This window comes from uncultured Anaerococcus sp. (assembly GCF_947253225.1).
GTDB lineage: Bacteria > Bacillota > Clostridia > Tissierellales > Peptoniphilaceae > Anaerococcus.
The window spans coordinates 19,036-34,383 of sequence record NZ_CAMXYR010000011.1 but is presented as its reverse complement, the minus strand read 5'-3'; the positions used below and the strand labels follow the sequence as shown (position 1 = coordinate 34,383).

Below are 15,348 nucleotides of genomic sequence, written 5' to 3'. Positions count from 1 at the left end.
TTTAAGTATATTATAATAGTTATTGAAAACGATAATAATGAAATTTTTTAGAATATCTGTTATAATATAAGTGTAAGTATTAAATAAATATATAAAAGGAGATTTATATGACTAACGAAAACAAAGTAACTAATGCAAACCAATACAGAGGAAATGCTGAACTTGACAAAAAAATAAGAGAAGAAAATAAGGAATCTGGCGGTGAATCTTTAGATAAAAAATTAGGTCCAGACCAAGAAAATCTTAGAAACATAACTGATGAAGCTGATGAAAATTCTAATGTAGGTGTAGAAGGACGTAGAACAAGAGCAGATTTTTCTGAAAACCCTTCAGAAGATTAATGTTTACACAAAGCCCAAGAATTGCTTGGGCTTTTATAGTACTAATTTTCTATTTTTCTTCTAAACATATCTCCTTTTTCAAGTGGAAGATTGATCTTTATAAATATTTCTTCTTTAGGAACATTCGCTACTTCGATATCTTCTCCTTTTTTATTTTTCATATTGTCGATTTTAAATTCATAAAAATCTGGAGAATTTGAAAATATTTCTACTTCATCACCTAGGAAAAACCTATTTCTCTGTCCTATAGTTGCGATTTTTGTGTCCTTATCGTAATCTAAAACTGTTCCTATAAAATCATAATTCCTAATATATGAAGAATTTTCATAAATTTGATCGTTTGCGTCAGGTTTTTTATAGAAAAATCCCTTAGTAAAATGTCTATGACTTGCTTTGGTTATTTCATCATAGTATTTACTAGCTACTTCCTTATCAAAAGTACCTTCATAATAAGCGTCAATTGCTTGTCTATAGCTTCTAATAACAGTTGCTACATAAAAGGCTGTTTTCATTCTTCCTTCTATTTTAAAGCTATCTACGCCTGCTTCTATCAATTTATCTATTTCATCAATTAAACATAAATCCTTAGAGTTCATGATAAAAGTGCCACCTTTGCCATCTTCTTCTATAGGATAGTATTCACCTGGTCTAGTTTCTTCTTGGATAGAGTATTTCCACCTACATGATTGGGCACAATCTCCCCTATTTGCATCTCTGCCTGTCATATAATTAGATAATAGGCATCTTCCAGAATATGAAATACACATAGCCCCATGGATAAAACACTCAATTTCCATATCTTTTGGAGCATTTTTCTTAACTTCTTTGATTTCTTCAAGGGACAATTCTCTTGCAAGTATTACTCTTTTAGCTCCCATATCATGCCAAAACTTTACTGTTGCTGAATTTGTAACAGATGCTTGAGTGCTTATATGAAGATCTATATTTGTATGCTCTTTGGCTAGAGAAAAAATTCCTGGATCCGAAATTATTAGAGCATCAACTTTTATAGAATTTAAAAACTCTAAGTACTCAATAAGACCAGTCATGTCTTCATCGTGTGGTAGGATATTCATAGTTACATGAACCCTGACCTTATTCTTATGAGCAAGCTCTACAGCCTTTGTTAATTCTTCCTTGTTAAAGTTTTTAGCATTAGCTCTTAGACCAAAGCTATCTCCTGCCAAAAATACTGCATCTGCACCAAATTTGATAGCAGTTTCTAATCTTTCCATATCTCCTGCAGGAGCTAACAATTCAACTTTATTTTTATTCATCAATTCTCCTTATAACTTATACTTAAACCATCACCTATGGGGACGATACTAGTATTATAATCTTCTCTTTTTGTGATATATGCCAAAAAATTCCTCAATCTTTTAACTATAGTTATTTTTCTTTTTTCAATAAGGTCATCTTTACAGACTTCACCTCTAAACAAAATATTGTCAGCTACTATGATTCCACCCTTATTAAGCAAATGCTTATCTACATAATCAAAGTAAAACTTGTAATTAGCCTTATTAGCATCTATGAAAACAAAATCAAAGCCTTGATTAATCTTAGTCAAGGCTTTTTCTGCATCATCATTTATTAAATTGATATTTGCTTGATATTTTTTAAAATTACCCCTAGCAATTTTTGCCATATCCTCAGAAAGCTCGATACTTGTAATTTGAGCATTTGTATATTTATTAAAAACTAAAGATGAATATCCAATAGCAGTTCCAATTTCAAGTATAGACTTAGGTTTTGCTATAAGAACCAAGCTTTTAAGAAATTCCTTTGTCTCAGTTTTCATAATAGGAACATGGTTTTTTTCTGCAAATTTTCTTATCTCAAGAAAATCCATATCCTCTGATAAAAATTCAATAAATGACGTAATATATTCATTATTTATATGACTCATTTGTTTCTAATTCCGAGATTACAGGTAGAATCATAGGATCACGACCTAACTCATTGTATATATATGATTTAAGATCTTCTCTAATTTTATATTTGATTTGGCTAAGGGCTCTAATATCTTTATCAGAGCATTTTTTGATAGATCTTAATACAATATCTTTAGCATTTTCTATAATATCTTGATTTTCTTTTACATAAACAAAACCACGAGATACAATTTCTGGACCTGCTAAGAGTTGTTGGGTATGCTTGTCAAAGGTAATTGAAACAACCATCAACCCGTCTTCTGATAAGTGTTTTCTATCTTTCAATACAATGTTTCCAACATCACCTATTCCTGAACCATCTACAAGTATGTTGCCAGCTTGAACTCTGCCATTTATAGCTCCATATTTCTTGGTAAATTCATATACATCACCATTTTTACCAATCAATATATTTTCCTTTGGTTGTCCCATATCTTCAGCTATTTCTGCGTGCTTTTGAAGCTGTCTTATCTCACCGTGCGCAGGCAAGAGGTACTTAGGAGTAACCAATTGATACATTAATTTAATTTCTTCTTGGCAGGCATGTCCTGAAGCGTGGACCTTAGCAAGTGATGAGTATATTATTTTACATCCAATCTTTGTGAGATTGTTTATGGTATTATTTATAGCCATTTCATTGCCTGGAATAGCAGATGAAGATAGGATTACTGTATCTGTTTCATTCAAGTTAATTTGCTTGTGTTCCTTATTTGCCATTCTTGTTAGAGCAGAAAGTGGCTCTCCTTGAGTTCCTGTTGAAAGGACAACAATTTCATCATCTGGGTGATTTTTGATATTTTTCATATCAATTAATGTATTTTTCTTAACCTTTAGGTATCCTAACTCGCTAGCAATTCTAACGTTATTGATCATTGACCTACCAGATAAGGCTACTTTTTTGTTGTATCTTTCTGCAGCATAGATTATTTGTTGGACTCTGTGTAAATTTGAAGCAAAAGTTGCTACAATAATTCTTGATTTAGCTCTACCAAATATTTGGATAAAGGTATCCCCAACTGTTTTTTCACTAATTGAGTATCCTTCTCTCTCGACATTTGTACTATCAGCAAATAAAGCTAGTACTCCTTTTTTCCCTAATTCTGCAAGTCTTTGGATATCAGTGGGATCATTATCAATTGGTGTAAAGTCCATCTTGAAATCTCCTGTAAAAATAACTGTTCCTATTGGTGATTTTACAGCTATAGCACAAGCATCTGGTATAGAGTGACTTACCCTAATAAATTCACATGATAAACTGCCAACTTTTACAGTATTATTTACATTAACCATCTTGATTTTATTAGGATTTAGACCATGTTCCTTGAATTTATTTTCAAGTAGACCTTTAGTTAACTTAGAACAATAAACATTAGTGTCAATGTTCTTGAGGAAATAAGGGATTGCTCCTATGTGGTCTTCATGGCCATGGGTAACAAAAATCCCTTTCAATTTCTTTTTATTTTCTTCTACATAAGTAAAGTCAGGAATTACTATATCGACTCCTAGCATCTCTGCGTCAGGGAAAGTCAACCCACAGTCGATCATAATCATATCACTGCCATATTCTACGACGGTACAGTTCTTTCCTACTTCTTGTAATCCCCCTAGTGGGATTATTCTTAGTTTTTTTTCATTTTGCATTTTTACTCCTTTTTATTTTTGCAATCGGAGCAAGTGCCAAAGATTCTTAAAGAATAATAATCTAAATCAAAATCATACTTGTCTTTAAGAGAATCTCTTATTTCTTCTTTTGACAAAAATTCATCCTCAATGATTTTCCCACATGTAGTACAAATAATATGATCATGATGATCATTTTTCGGATCAATTAGTTCATAAGTATAGGCTTGGTCAGTAAATTCTTGTTTATTAACAATCCCAAGCTCATCAAAGATATTGAGAGTCCTATAGACAGTCGCTATACCTACTTGCTTATGCTCCTGGTGTACATATGCGAATAATTCTTCAGGCGTAATATGCTTAGCTTCTGAATTTTTTAAGGCATTAAAGATAATTTCTCTTTGTTTAGTAAATTTTTGATTATTTTCTTCAAAAATCTTTCTAATCTGATCAGTATTCATCTAAATCTTCTTTCATTTCTTCATATAGGTCGATAATCTCATCTAATAAGTTTTGGTCTTCTATTGTTTTAAAGGTTACTTCCTTACCTTCCTCAACAATCTCTACCATAAGAATGAAATCATCATCCACTTGTTTTAAGGCAGCATAATTTGCCTCATCTACTCCGAATGTATCCAATAGTTCAAATTCGACTTCATTATTTTCTTGATCAAGTAAAATGATTTTATCCATTTTTTCTCCTATCCAAATAAGTTTGTAATATAAAGGATGCAGCAATTTTATCAATATATTCTTTACGATTTTCTCGCCTTACCTTCATATCGATTAGTACTGACTCTGATTGAATAGTAGTCATTCTCTCGTCTTGATATACAATTTCGATATCAGTTTGTTTTTTTAATAAATCAACAAAACTCATAACCTTCATTGATTGAGGTCCAATAGTATTGTTCATATTCTTGGGAAGTCCAACAACAATAAGGTTCACATCATTTTCGTTGATAAGTTCAACTAATCTTTGTATATCTGCACTTGCTTTTTTTCTTTTTATAGTTTCTTTAGCTTGTGCCAGCAAAAACATAGGGTCACTTAGAGCAACCCCAATTGTTTTGTCACCGACATCAAGTCCCATTATTCTACTCATTAATGTATGCTTCTAGCAGTTCTTCTAAAATTCTATCTCTATCAACGGTTCTAATAAGTTTTCTAGCACCACTGTGAGCTGTGATATAAGTTGGATCTCCTGATAATAAATATCCTACGATTTGACCACTTGGTTTGTACCCCTTATCATCTAGTGCCTTGTAAACAGTCGTAAGTATCTCTCTAATGTTTTTTTCTTGGTCGTCATCTCTTTTAAAGAGCATGGTCTCATTGAAGTTATTCTTATCAGTCATAATATCTCCTTAAATCATTTCATTGATTTTTTCTAAGGCTAAATCCAGCTTAGAAATATCTTTTCCTCCAGCTTGGGCAAAGTTCTTCTTGCCACCACCGTTTCCACCAGTAATTTGAGCAATCTCTCTAACAATTTTCCCAGCATTATACATATCAGTTAAATTATCATCAACAGATACAGTAAATACAATCTTATCACTTACTGATGCGAACACTATTATTAAATTATCAAATGAGTTTTTGATTCTATTTTCGTAATCTCTTAACTCATCCATTGAAACATTTTCAAATTTCTTTACCAAGAGATTTATACCCTTTACATTTTTGACACTATCTTTTAATTCTCCAATTATATCAGAAGCGTTTGTAGATTTTAATCTTGATATTTCTTTTTTGTAGTTATCAATTTCCTTATCAAGACTATCTAGTTTACTAGAAATTGTATTTACATTTGTGTTAAGCTTACTTGCAATTGCTTTTAAGGTGTTTTCAGAATTTACTAATAAGTCGTAGGCTTTTCTACCTGTTATGGCTTCAATCCTTCTTACGCCGGCAGACACTGATGATTCTTGGGTTATTTTAAACATCAAAATATCGCTTGTGTAGTTTACATGACATCCACCACACAATTCTATAGAGTAATCTCCCATAGAAACTACCCTTACCTTATCCTTGTACTTATCTTCAAATAGTCCAATAGCTCCCATTTTTTCGGATTCTTTATAATCCACAATCTCTTTTTTAACAAATTCTTGTTTAGCTATTTCTCTATTAACAATATCTTCAAGAGACCTAAGTTCTTCTTTAGTTAAGGCTTTATTATGGGTAAAGTCAAATCTTAACTTGTTTTCATCTACTAAAGATCCAGCTTGTTTAATTCCTTCACCAAGTATATCTCTAAGTGCTTGATCTAACAAGTGAGTAGCTGAGTGATTTCTTTGGATATCCAATCTTCTGGATCTATCAACACTAAATCTCGCTATATCACCTACATTAATCTTTCCGCTCACAACTTCAACATAATGGAAATAAATATCCTTCAACTTTTGGACATCTATAACTTCTGCTTTGAAACTATCAGAAGAAATAAGCCCTGTATCAGCAACTTCTCCACCACCTTCAGCATAAAATGAAGTCTTATCACTAATAATTATACCCTTAAATCCTTCACTAATCGAAGTTACTTCGCTATTTTCTTCAAATATATTTAAAATCTTTGCATCAATTGATAAATCATCATAACCAATAAATTCAGTTTTAGCAATACCATCAGTATTTATATTATCAAGAGACCAACCTGCATCTTTCTTTCTAGCTTCTCTAGCTGTTTGCTTTTGGATTTGCATTTGGTCGTTAAAAGTTTTTTCATCTATATCAAGGTTTTTCTCTTCAAGAATCTCTTTGGTTAAGTCCAATGGGAATCCGTAAGTATCATACAATTTAAAGGCTTCTTCACCACTAAGAACTTTTTCGTTGGATTTTTCCATATCAGCTATTAGACCTTCTAGTCTATCAAGACCTTGGTCAATTGTTTTTTGGAATCTATCTTCTTCATCCTTAATAGTATCTTTTATTCTTTTTGCATTAGTAACAAGCTCATCGTACTCAACCTTATAGGTGTCAATAACCTTATCAACTATAGCTGTTAGAAATTCACCGTCAATGCCTAAAAGTTTACCGTGTCTGTAAGCTCTTCTAATAAGTCTTCTTAATACATAGCCTCTTTTTTCATTTGAAGGAACAACTCCATCGCAAACTAAGAATGTCATTGCCTTAGTGTGGTCAGCTATAACTCTGATTGAAACATCATCCTTTTTATTTTCCTTGTATTTCTTACCAGCGAGTTTTTCAATTTCAGAAATAATTGCTGCCATCACGTCAACTTCAAAAATATTGTCCTTATTTTGAAGCACCATAGCTATTCTTTCAAGTCCCATTCCTGTATCTATATTAGGATGAGCAAGTGGAGTGTAATTTCCATTAGCGTCTTTGTTAAATTGGGTGAATACTAGATTCCAAACTTCCATGAACCTATCTGAATCATCATTACCTGGTCTATTGTCATTTTCATCTATAGCCCTACTAGGTCCCCTGTCAACAAAAATTTCAGAACAAGGTCCGCATGGTCCAACTTCTAGTTCCCAGAAGTTATCTTCTTTTCCAGATTTTAAAATCCTGTCTGCGTCAATTCCTATTTTATCATGCCAAATATTATAGGCTTCCTCATCTTCTTCAAAAACAGTTACCCATAGGTCGTCTTTACTAATTTCTAACTCTTTAGTCAAAAATCTATAGGCCCAAGTAATAGCTTCTTTTTTGAAATAATCTCCAAAAGAAAAATTTCCAAGCATTTCAAAAAAAGTACCATGACGTTCAGTTTTACCGACTCTCTCAATATCAGCAGTTCTTACACATTTTTGTGAAGAAGTTGCCCTATTATTTTTCATTTTTTTCTCACCAGTAAAATACTTCTTTAGTGGCGCCATTCCAGCATTTATTAACAAAAGCGAATCGTCATCTATTGGTATCAATGGAAAGGACTTTAATAAAGTGTGTCCATTTTCATTCGCAAAAAATTTCAAATATTTACTTCTTAACTCATTCATTCCTAAGTTTTTCATCTTATTACCTCAAACTTCCTGATTTATCATATTTTTCAAACTAATTGAGTCTACTGCTTCATTTATAACTTGGTCTATTCTAGTAAAAACATAATAAGCATCACACTTATCATCACAAAAATGATCACCACTTACGCAATCGCTCATGGTTATATTCCCCTCAAGGACTCTTAAAATTTCACCGACAGATATATCATCTATATCCCTTGTAATTTTATAACCTCCCTTAGGACCTCTAGCGGACTTTATCAGTCCGTTATTTTTTAATAGTCTAATTAATTGCTCCAAGTAATTTTCTGAAAGGTTTAATTTTTCACTCATTTCTGCCACAGAAATGTATCTTCTTTCTCCATTACTCGCCAAGTAGCACATAGCCCTTAGTCCATACCTTCCTCTTGTAGATAATTTCATTATTCTCACCTATATCGTAATCAAATCTTTTAAAGCTTCAAAAAATTTATCGCCTATTCCTTTAACATTCTTTATATCTTCAATATTTTCGAATCTACTAGCATTTCTGTATTCAATGATAGCATCCGCTCGCTTTTCTCCAATATTTGGCAGAGTCATTAGCTCCTCCTTACTAGCAGTATTAATGTTAATAAGTCCAGAGGATGAATCCTTTACAGGAGTTACTGGCTCATTAGTTTGATTAGGATTGTTAGTATTTAATGACTTTTCATCATTTTTATTCGGTATGTAAATTTTCATTTGATCTTCTAATCTTTGGGCAAGATTTATATTGACATCATCTGCCTCATCTGTTAAACCACCAGCAACCTTTATTAGGTCCTCTAGCCTATCCCCTTCTTTAATTTCATAGACACCCGGTTTCTTAATCTCTCCAGCTATGTGGACTTTCATAACCGATGTTTTTGGGGATTTTTCCTCTAAGTTTTTAATTTCGTCCTCATCCTTTTGTTTATCAATGTTTCCTTCATCTAGGAGTGATACCTGTTCTTCCTTATCGAAAATCCCTCCTATATTATTCGAATATATGTAGTTAGCAAATAAGATAACGACAGCAACTATAAGTCCATAAATAATCTTATCCTTTTTATCATAAGACATATAATACTCCTAGAAACTTATGAGAGATTAGCTCTCCCATAAATTATCTAAATCATAAAACTCACGTTGTTTTTGTGTAAAAATGTGGACAATAACATCTCCAACATCAAGGAGTATCCACTCCCCTTCTCTAAGTCCTTCCTTAGAGATAAGTTTATATCCTTCTTTTTCTAAATCATCTTCTATATAATCAGCAAGAGCTCTGGTTTGATTAATGCTACCACCACTTGCTAGTATAAATGTATCTGCTATCGAAGAATTATCTAGGTTTATTACCTTAACATCCTCAGCCAATTTATCGTCTAATGTCTTTAAAACAGTTTTTACTTTATCCATTTTTCTCCCTTATCAAATAATTTCTTGCATTTAGAGTAAGAGGATCTATAAAAGCACCAATATCAATCAGAAATTTAATATTGTGGTCTAAGCACATTAGAACGCCTTCGTCTAAGTCTTCGAAGGCTTTTTTTCTAATTTCTTCAACACCAGGGTAGGATCTTCCTTCTTCTATAGCATCTGCCATAAATACAATCTTTTCAAGAATAGTCATATCTTCTTTGCCTGTAGTATGATATTTGATAGCTTCCAAAATCTCTTTATCTCTTATATTATACACTTTTTTTGCTAGTTCTGCTCCTAAAAAAGAATGAATTACAGGTTTAGATAAATTTACATCGATTTCATCAAACTTATTTATTCCTAGTTCTTTCATATACTTTGCTTCATTATATTTTGCACAATCATGAAGAAAAGAGGCGATTTTAACCTTATCTAAATCAACCTCTTTTCCTTCACTTAATTTTATAGCACAATCCATAACCCTAAGACAATGCTTATAACGTTTTATACCTATATCTGATATTAATCTTTCCTCATATTTTTTGTAATCAAACATATAAACCCCTATTTTCAATAATGTATTTTACAGTATCTCTTACTAGATATTTTATACTTTTCCCTTCTTTGACAAGTTGTCTTATCAAAGTTGACGAAATATTAATATTCAGATTGTTTATTAGATAAATATCTGGATTAGCTTTTTTAATCTCTTCAAATTTTTTGACCAAGATACTGTCTTTATCAATATTACTTCTTGCAAAGACTATAATCTTTTCATTCAATATTTCCTTATAATTTTTCCAAGTATCTATAGTTAAGAAAGAATCTTCACCAAGTATATAGAAAACTTCATCATAAGGAAATTTTTCTTTGAAATATCCTATCGTTTCGTGAGTATATCTGACAGTTTGGTCAGTTGATTCAAAAGTAGATAGGACAATATTATCATTATCCTTTATAGCCTCAAACACCATCTCAACTCTAATATTTGTCGCAGTTTTTTTCTTGTGTTTTTTGTGTGGCGGATTTGAGCTAGGAAGAATTATGACCTTATCTAAATTCATAAAATTAATTGCATTTTCAATTACTATTAGATGCCCTGTATGAATAGGGTCAAAAGTACCACCATATAGTCCGATTCTCATTATATTTCAAATTTATTTTCTTTATTTTTTCTATAAAGTGTAATAATAGAGCCTAGGTGAGATATAAATTCTGACTTTGTTTTTTCCATAATTGTATCTATTATCTCATCCTGATCATCCATATTATTGTTTAAAATCTTAATCTTAATAAGTTCACGAGCTTCTAAAGCTTCATCTATTGCCCTTATAAGTTCATCGGTTACTGAGAACTTACCTATATTGATAATAGGTTTAAAGTCATGCGCTTCTTGCTTTAGACGAGCTCTTTGTTTACCAGTTAACATATTTCCTCCTATTCATAGTATTCAAAAACAAGATCCCCGAAAGCAACGCTATCTCCTTCTTGAATACCCATTTCTTTCAATTTATCGAAAACTTCCATCTCTCGTAGAGTTTTTTCAAAATACATCTTTCCATCATAATCTTCAAGATCAACTTTATCAAGTAGGTTGTCTACTCTCCTACCATCCACAACATAAATATCATTTTCTTTTCTGAAGTTTAAGTCAAATTCAATTTCCTTGTCGTAGAAGTTTTCCAAAAAGTTGGAATCAACTTCTTCCATTGGATCAAATTCCTTTATATTACTTGTTGCTAGTAGCTCTGAAATCGCATCTACAAGCTCTTTTATGCCTGAAGTTGTAGCTGCGGAAATCTTAAATATTTGATACTTGTCCGAAAACTTATTTATAAAATCCTCAGTGTTATTGTTAAAATCTAAGTCCGACTTGTTTAAAGCGATAATCATTGGCTTTTGACTTAGCTTTTCATTATATAACTTCAATTCTTCATTAATGAGGTTAAAGTCTTCTATTGGATTTCTACCCTCAATTCCTGAAATATCTACAAGGTGAACCAAGACTCTGCATCTCTCAATATGTTTTAAGAAATCATGACCTAGCCCATTTCCTTCGTTGGCACCTTCTATAAGCCCTGGTATATCAGCAACTATAAATGATCTTTCGCTGTCTATATTTACAACACCTAGGTTAGGGTCAATTGTAGTAAAATGATAATTGGCAATTTTAGGTTTTGCCTTGGTTATAACTGAAATTAAGGTTGATTTTCCTACATTTGGTAGGCCGACTAGACCAACATCTGCAAGAATTTTTAACTCGAAAATAACATCAATCTCTTGGCCAGATCTACCATTTTCTGCAAAACGAGGAGCCTGTCTGATAGAGTTTTTGAAGTGGACATTACCTCTACCCCCACGTCCTCCCTTAGCTATAAGAAATTCCTCCCCATCTTCGTTTAAATCTTTTATTATTACCTTGCTTTCAGCTTCTCTTACCAAAGTTCCAACAGGAACTTTAATAACTAAATCTTCGCCCTTTTTGCCAAACTTTTTGCTCTTGCCACCAGCTTCACCATTTTCTGCCTTGTACTTTGTCTTGTACCTAAATTCATCAAGAGTAGATAGGTTTCTTGTTGCCTTTATAATAATTGAGCCACCATTTCCACCATCTCCACCAGCAGGACCACCACTTGGTTCATATTTTTCACGTCTCCAAGCAACAGCGCCGTTTCCACCATCTCCTGCCTTTAGACTTACTTTTGCATAATCTATCATAATTATATCCTCTCATAAAAAAAGGCTTGCCAATTGGCAAGCTTTGACTTCTTAAGCGATATCTGCTTTAGCATAAACAGAAACTTGTTTTCTGCTTCTTCCTTTTCTTTCGAATTTAACAACACCTTCACATGAAGCGTAAAGAGTATCATCAGCACCCTTTTTAACATTGTTACCTGGGTGAATTTTTGTTCCTCTTTGTCTAACTATTATAGTTCCAGCATTAACAAATTGTCCATCGCTTCTTTTAACACCTAGTCTCTTAGCTTGAGAATCTCTACCGTTCTTTGATGAAGAAACTCCCTTCTTGCTTGACAATCTTTGTAAATTAATATTCAATATCATTATTTGTCTCCTTATATTTTAATTTTACATAATTGCTATAGTTACCTAGCAAAGTTTGTATACCAGTTTCAAAATAAGCGAATACCGCATCTATTTCAAGACTACTATCTGGAGTGAATAGATGAAGAATATCTCCATCGTCAATAAAGTCAACCCCATCAGCGTATTTATCGAGAGTATTGACACAAGCATAGGCTAATATTGTAACTGCAGAACATACTATATCGCTACCATGCTCAGCAAAGTCCGCATGGCCTGTAATATCGTAACCTACTGTTTTCCCGTCTTTGATTAATAAATTAACATTAATCATTAAAGACTTATGCTGTTAATTTTTACTAAAGTATAAGGTTGTCTGTGACCGTGTTTTTTTCTATATTTCTTTTTTGGTTTGTATTTGAATACAACAATTTTCTTATCCTTATTTTGATCTTCAACTGTTGCTGTTACTTTTGCGTTTGCTACTACTGGAGAACCAACTTTTACTTCATCTCCAGCAACTAAAAGAACTTCATCAAATTCAACGGTGTCACCAACTTCGTAAGGAAGTTTTTCAACTCTTACTAAGTCACCTTCTGATACTTTATATTGTTTTCCACCTGTTTTAATTATTGCGTACATGGAAACCTCCTATTACTAAAATTCTCGCCAGTGTTGGGGATCAGAGCCCGGACTGAGCGGTTTACTTGATTATAATACTATTGCTGACATAACTTGTCAAGCTATTTCAATAATTTTCATACTTTCTATAGCATGAGTTTCTAGTGTTTCTATAGCTAAATTTTCTTCTGATTTTTCTATATACTTTAATTTTGGCTTTGTAACAGGTGAATCTGGAGCAAAAATTGAGCAACAATCATCGTATGGTTCTATAGCTTTATCATAAGAACCGATTTTTTCTGAAATTTCTATTATGTCTTTCTTGTCCATAGCTATCAAGGGTCTTAGAATAGGTAACATGGAAGATTCATTTATTACAGACATTGACTCAACTGTCTGGCTAGCAACTTGGCCCAAACTTTCTCCTGTAATTAAAGCTTGATACCCATATTTTTCAGATATTTTTGATGCTATTCTCATCATGAATCTCCTAGATAAAATAGTTGTTTCTCTTCTAGGGCAATTTTTGCTAATGGACTTGTATATTTCTGCAAGATTGACAGAATAAACTCTCATTTTCCCTGTATAAGCAGATAATATTTGTGCAAGATCCATAGCCTTTTGGTGGGCTCTTTTCGAGGTGAATGGATAGGAGTGGAAATGGATAGCGTTAATGTTCATTCCTCTTTTTGCCATCATAAATCCTGCTACAGGTGAATCAATACCTCCAGATAAGAGGAGAAGTCCTTCTCCACTAGAACCAAGTGGAAGTCCTCCAAGTCCCTTTGTCCTTTTTATATAAATGTAAGCCGAACTTTTTATATCTATAAAAACTGTAAAGTCTGGTTTATGGATATCCACTTTTAAATTACCAAAAGATTCTAGGATATTCCCACCTATTTTAGCATTCAATTCTGGTGATGTTAGAGGGAAAGATTTGTCGGTTCTCTTACTATCTACCTTAAAAGTCAAATTCTTATCATTTTCATAATAGTTTATGAGATCTACTGAGGTTTGTCTAATTGTTTCCATATCCTTGTCGCATCTTACAACCTCTGAAATATAGACAATCCCAAAAACTTTTTGTATTTCTCTAGTCAAACTTTCAAACTTATCCCTATCAGCTTTGATATATAGTTTAGATGACTCTGAGTACATATCATCATAGCCAATATCTCTAATGTTTCTTTTTATATTGTTGGTAGCAGTTTTATAGAAAACATTCCTGTTCCTTCCTTTTAGGAATATTTCTCCAAAACTGACAGCTAGTAACCACTGCATTAAAATACCTCCCTAATCATTTCAATTCCTTCTTTTAGCACTTCGACAACTTCATCCAAGTCTTCCTCACTTATAAATGACGAAAATGAGAACCTAATCGCTCCATCAATATAATCATCACTCACGCCTAAGGCCTTCAACACCCTGTTATCCTCACCCTTTGAACAAGCCGAACCTGATGATACATATATTCCCCTATCTTCAAGAAAGTGAACCAAAACCTCACTTTTAATATTTTTAAAGGCTATGTCCAAAATGTATGGAGATGCCTTAAATTCAGGTGAAATTATATATGTATCTTTTATATTTGCCGCTATCTTATCACGAAGATGTTCGTTGAGTTTTTTGATATAAGCATATTCATTTTCTGAAATTTGCATTTGTAGGGCAAGACCAGTTGCGTAAATTGCAGGATGGTTGTCTGTTCCAGATGATATAATTTGTTGTCTACCCCCAAATAGAAGTGGTCTTATTTTAGATAAAAATTTCTTCCTTACATATAACCCACCAACTCCTTTAGGTCCATGGAACTTGTGTCCACTAAAGCTCATAAGATCCACACCAAGTTTTCCAACATCGCAAGAAATTTTTCCTAAAGCTTGGGTGGCATCAATGTGGATGCAAATATTTTCGTTATATTTTTTTACAATTTTACGAATTTCTTCTATATCTTGAATAACACCTATTTCATTATTTACATAAATAATTGAAACTAATTTAATATTAGCATCCAATTTACTTTTCAAGTCATCCAAATCAACAAGCCCATCCCTATCATTGTTTAGGAAAATAACTTCATCATAGTTTGCGTTTACAAAAGTATCATAAATAGAAGGATGTTCTATACTTGTCGTAATAGCCTTCGCCCCATAGCTTGCAAAGGATGAAACAACAATGTTGTTTGATTCAGTAGCACCTTTTGTAAAGTAAATTTCATTAGGATTTGCATTAATTACCTTAGCTATGATAGACTTAGCTTCTTTTATCAGATTTTCTGCTTTCATACCGAAAGAATGAATTGCTGAGGAATTACCATAGCAATTCTCCAAAATTTCTATCTCTTTTTCTATTACTTCGCTATACATCTTGGTTGTCGCTGCATTATCTAAATATATCATC

The 15,348-nt window shown here is 32.5% G+C and carries 21 protein-coding genes; 1 reads left to right on the top strand and 20 read right to left on the bottom strand.

All coding sequences use genetic code 11. From position 1 onward, the window contains the following. The first annotated feature begins 107 nt into the window (after positions 1–107). Entirely contained in the window at positions 108–341 is a 234-nt protein-coding gene (locus Q0W95_RS02800) for an elastin-binding protein EbpS (protein ID WP_297789772.1), read from the top strand. 41 nt (positions 342–382) lie between these two features. Here Q0W95_RS02800 and Q0W95_RS02795 read toward each other — a convergent pair whose 3' ends face one another. From Q0W95_RS02795 to Q0W95_RS02700, 20 genes are all read right to left on the bottom strand, one after another. Next, positions 383–1,618, bottom strand: coding sequence for a U32 family peptidase (locus Q0W95_RS02795; protein WP_297789769.1), 1,236 nt, complete (start codon positions 1,616–1,618; stop codon positions 383–385). Next, positions 1,618–2,250 carry an O-methyltransferase gene (locus Q0W95_RS02790; protein ID WP_297789766.1) on the bottom strand — a complete coding sequence of 211 codons (633 nt, stop codon included), beginning with the start codon at positions 2,248–2,250 and terminating at the stop codon, positions 1,618–1,620. The genes Q0W95_RS02795 and Q0W95_RS02790 overlap by 1 nt, the downstream gene beginning before the upstream one ends. After that, positions 2,234–3,916 carry a ribonuclease J gene (locus tag Q0W95_RS02785; protein WP_297789763.1) on the bottom strand — a complete coding sequence of 561 codons (1,683 nt, stop codon included), beginning with the start codon at positions 3,914–3,916 and terminating at the stop codon, positions 2,234–2,236. Before Q0W95_RS02785 ends, Q0W95_RS02790 begins: the two co-directional genes overlap by 17 nt. 2 nt (positions 3,917–3,918) lie before the next feature. Further along, positions 3,919–4,356, bottom strand: a complete 438-nt coding sequence (locus tag Q0W95_RS02780) for a Fur family transcriptional regulator (protein WP_297789760.1) — start codon at positions 4,354–4,356, stop codon at positions 3,919–3,921. Further along, entirely contained in the window at positions 4,346–4,588 is a 243-nt protein-coding gene (locus Q0W95_RS02775; RefSeq protein ID WP_297789757.1) for a DUF1292 domain-containing protein, read from the bottom strand. Before Q0W95_RS02775 ends, Q0W95_RS02780 begins: the two co-directional genes overlap by 11 nt. Continuing rightward, complete coding sequence (gene ruvX / locus Q0W95_RS02770; RefSeq protein WP_297789754.1) at positions 4,581–5,000, bottom strand: Holliday junction resolvase RuvX; 420 nt, start codon at positions 4,998–5,000, stop codon at positions 4,581–4,583. Before ruvX ends, Q0W95_RS02775 begins: the two co-directional genes overlap by 8 nt. After that, the gene (locus Q0W95_RS02765; RefSeq protein ID WP_297789751.1) at positions 4,993–5,253 is read right to left on the bottom strand and encodes an IreB family regulatory phosphoprotein; all 261 of its coding nucleotides are present in this window, start codon (positions 5,251–5,253) and stop codon (positions 4,993–4,995) included. The genes ruvX and Q0W95_RS02765 overlap by 8 nt, the downstream gene beginning before the upstream one ends. A 9-nt stretch (positions 5,254–5,262) precedes the next feature. Further along, positions 5,263–7,875, bottom strand: a complete 2,613-nt coding sequence (gene alaS, locus Q0W95_RS02760; RefSeq protein ID WP_297789748.1) for an alanine--tRNA ligase — start codon at positions 7,873–7,875, stop codon at positions 5,263–5,265. Between the two features lie 9 nt (positions 7,876–7,884). Beyond that, on the bottom strand, positions 7,885–8,286 hold the full coding sequence (locus Q0W95_RS02755) for an Rrf2 family transcriptional regulator (RefSeq protein ID WP_297789745.1): 402 nt from the start codon (positions 8,284–8,286) through the stop codon (positions 7,885–7,887). Between the two features lie 9 nt (positions 8,287–8,295). Continuing rightward, complete coding sequence (locus tag Q0W95_RS02750) at positions 8,296–8,946, bottom strand: helix-hairpin-helix domain-containing protein (RefSeq protein WP_297789742.1); 651 nt, start codon at positions 8,944–8,946, stop codon at positions 8,296–8,298. Between the two features lie 27 nt (positions 8,947–8,973). After that, positions 8,974–9,282, bottom strand: a complete 309-nt coding sequence (gene rsfS, locus Q0W95_RS02745; protein ID WP_297789739.1) for a ribosome silencing factor — start codon at positions 9,280–9,282, stop codon at positions 8,974–8,976. Further along, positions 9,275–9,841 carry a bis(5'-nucleosyl)-tetraphosphatase (symmetrical) YqeK gene (gene yqeK / locus Q0W95_RS02740; protein WP_297789736.1) on the bottom strand — a complete coding sequence of 189 codons (567 nt, stop codon included), beginning with the start codon at positions 9,839–9,841 and terminating at the stop codon, positions 9,275–9,277. The genes rsfS and yqeK overlap by 8 nt, the downstream gene beginning before the upstream one ends. Then, positions 9,834–10,430, bottom strand: a complete 597-nt coding sequence (gene nadD, locus Q0W95_RS02735; protein ID WP_297789733.1) for a nicotinate (nicotinamide) nucleotide adenylyltransferase — start codon at positions 10,428–10,430, stop codon at positions 9,834–9,836. Before nadD ends, yqeK begins: the two co-directional genes overlap by 8 nt. Beyond that, positions 10,430–10,714: a ribosome assembly RNA-binding protein YhbY gene (gene yhbY / locus Q0W95_RS02730; protein WP_297789730.1), complete on the bottom strand. Its 285-nt coding sequence runs from the start codon at positions 10,712–10,714 to the stop codon at positions 10,430–10,432. The genes nadD and yhbY overlap by 1 nt, the downstream gene beginning before the upstream one ends. 8 nt (positions 10,715–10,722) lie before the next feature. Continuing rightward, positions 10,723–12,003 (bottom strand): GTPase ObgE, encoded by a 1,281-nt coding sequence (obgE, locus tag Q0W95_RS02725; RefSeq protein ID WP_297789727.1) that lies wholly within the window; start codon positions 12,001–12,003, stop codon positions 10,723–10,725. Positions 12,004–12,054: 51 nt separating this feature from the next. Beyond that, complete coding sequence (rpmA, locus tag Q0W95_RS02720) at positions 12,055–12,348, bottom strand: 50S ribosomal protein L27 (RefSeq protein WP_311516226.1); 294 nt, start codon at positions 12,346–12,348, stop codon at positions 12,055–12,057. After that, on the bottom strand, positions 12,332–12,661 hold the full coding sequence (locus Q0W95_RS02715) for a ribosomal-processing cysteine protease Prp (RefSeq protein ID WP_297789724.1): 330 nt from the start codon (positions 12,659–12,661) through the stop codon (positions 12,332–12,334). The genes rpmA and Q0W95_RS02715 overlap by 17 nt, the downstream gene beginning before the upstream one ends. After that, on the bottom strand, positions 12,661–12,969 hold the full coding sequence (rplU, locus tag Q0W95_RS02710) for a 50S ribosomal protein L21 (RefSeq protein ID WP_297789721.1): 309 nt from the start codon (positions 12,967–12,969) through the stop codon (positions 12,661–12,663). The genes Q0W95_RS02715 and rplU overlap by 1 nt, the downstream gene beginning before the upstream one ends. Before the next feature lie 96 nt (positions 12,970–13,065). Continuing rightward, the gene (gene thiI / locus Q0W95_RS02705; RefSeq protein WP_297789718.1) at positions 13,066–14,229 is read right to left on the bottom strand and encodes a tRNA uracil 4-sulfurtransferase ThiI; all 1,164 of its coding nucleotides are present in this window, start codon (positions 14,227–14,229) and stop codon (positions 13,066–13,068) included. Next, positions 14,229–15,347 (bottom strand): cysteine desulfurase family protein, encoded by a 1,119-nt coding sequence (locus tag Q0W95_RS02700; RefSeq protein ID WP_297789715.1) that lies wholly within the window; start codon positions 15,345–15,347, stop codon positions 14,229–14,231. The genes thiI and Q0W95_RS02700 overlap by 1 nt, the downstream gene beginning before the upstream one ends. Position 15,348: the final 1 nt, after the last annotated feature.

What these genes read in the sequence shown, in the direction of transcription:
- Q0W95_RS02800 (WP_297789772.1), top strand. Translation starts at nt 108, where the DNA reads ATGACTAACGAAAACAAAGTAACTAATGCAAACCAATACAGAGGAAAT.
- Q0W95_RS02780 (WP_297789760.1), bottom strand. Translation starts at nt 4,356, where the DNA reads ATGAATACTGATCAGATTAGAAAGATTTTTGAAGAAAATAATCAAAAA.
- obgE (WP_297789727.1), bottom strand. Translation starts at nt 12,003, where the DNA reads ATGATAGATTATGCAAAAGTAAGTCTAAAGGCAGGAGATGGTGGAAAC.
- Q0W95_RS02775 (WP_297789757.1), bottom strand. Translation starts at nt 4,588, where the DNA reads ATGGATAAAATCATTTTACTTGATCAAGAAAATAATGAAGTCGAATTT.
- Q0W95_RS02765 (WP_297789751.1), bottom strand. Translation starts at nt 5,253, where the DNA reads ATGACTGATAAGAATAACTTCAATGAGACCATGCTCTTTAAAAGAGAT.
- rplU (WP_297789721.1), bottom strand. Translation starts at nt 12,969, where the DNA reads ATGTACGCAATAATTAAAACAGGTGGAAAACAATATAAAGTATCAGAA.
- ruvX (WP_297789754.1), bottom strand. Translation starts at nt 5,000, where the DNA reads ATGAGTAGAATAATGGGACTTGATGTCGGTGACAAAACAATTGGGGTT.
- Q0W95_RS02750 (WP_297789742.1), bottom strand. Translation starts at nt 8,946, where the DNA reads ATGTCTTATGATAAAAAGGATAAGATTATTTATGGACTTATAGTTGCT.
- Q0W95_RS02795 (WP_297789769.1), bottom strand. Translation starts at nt 1,618, where the DNA reads ATGAATAAAAATAAAGTTGAATTGTTAGCTCCTGCAGGAGATATGGAA.
- Q0W95_RS02700 (WP_297789715.1), bottom strand. Translation starts at nt 15,347, where the DNA reads ATGATATATTTAGATAATGCAGCGACAACCAAGATGTATAGCGAAGTA.
- rpmA (WP_311516226.1), bottom strand. Translation starts at nt 12,348, where the DNA reads ATGATATTGAATATTAATTTACAAAGATTGTCAAGCAAGAAGGGAGTT.
- nadD (WP_297789733.1), bottom strand. Translation starts at nt 10,430, where the DNA reads ATGAGAATCGGACTATATGGTGGTACTTTTGACCCTATTCATACAGGG.
- Q0W95_RS02715 (WP_297789724.1), bottom strand. Translation starts at nt 12,661, where the DNA reads ATGATTAATGTTAATTTATTAATCAAAGACGGGAAAACAGTAGGTTAC.
- yhbY (WP_297789730.1), bottom strand. Translation starts at nt 10,714, where the DNA reads ATGTTAACTGGTAAACAAAGAGCTCGTCTAAAGCAAGAAGCGCATGAC.
- alaS (WP_297789748.1), bottom strand. Translation starts at nt 7,875, where the DNA reads ATGAAAAACTTAGGAATGAATGAGTTAAGAAGTAAATATTTGAAATTT.
- Q0W95_RS02785 (WP_297789763.1), bottom strand. Translation starts at nt 3,916, where the DNA reads ATGCAAAATGAAAAAAAACTAAGAATAATCCCACTAGGGGGATTACAA.
- thiI (WP_297789718.1), bottom strand. Translation starts at nt 14,229, where the DNA reads ATGCAGTGGTTACTAGCTGTCAGTTTTGGAGAAATATTCCTAAAAGGA.
- yqeK (WP_297789736.1), bottom strand. Translation starts at nt 9,841, where the DNA reads ATGTTTGATTACAAAAAATATGAGGAAAGATTAATATCAGATATAGGT.
- Q0W95_RS02790 (WP_297789766.1), bottom strand. Translation starts at nt 2,250, where the DNA reads ATGAGTCATATAAATAATGAATATATTACGTCATTTATTGAATTTTTA.
- Q0W95_RS02755 (WP_297789745.1), bottom strand. Translation starts at nt 8,286, where the DNA reads ATGAAATTATCTACAAGAGGAAGGTATGGACTAAGGGCTATGTGCTAC.
- rsfS (WP_297789739.1), bottom strand. Translation starts at nt 9,282, where the DNA reads ATGGATAAAGTAAAAACTGTTTTAAAGACATTAGACGATAAATTGGCT.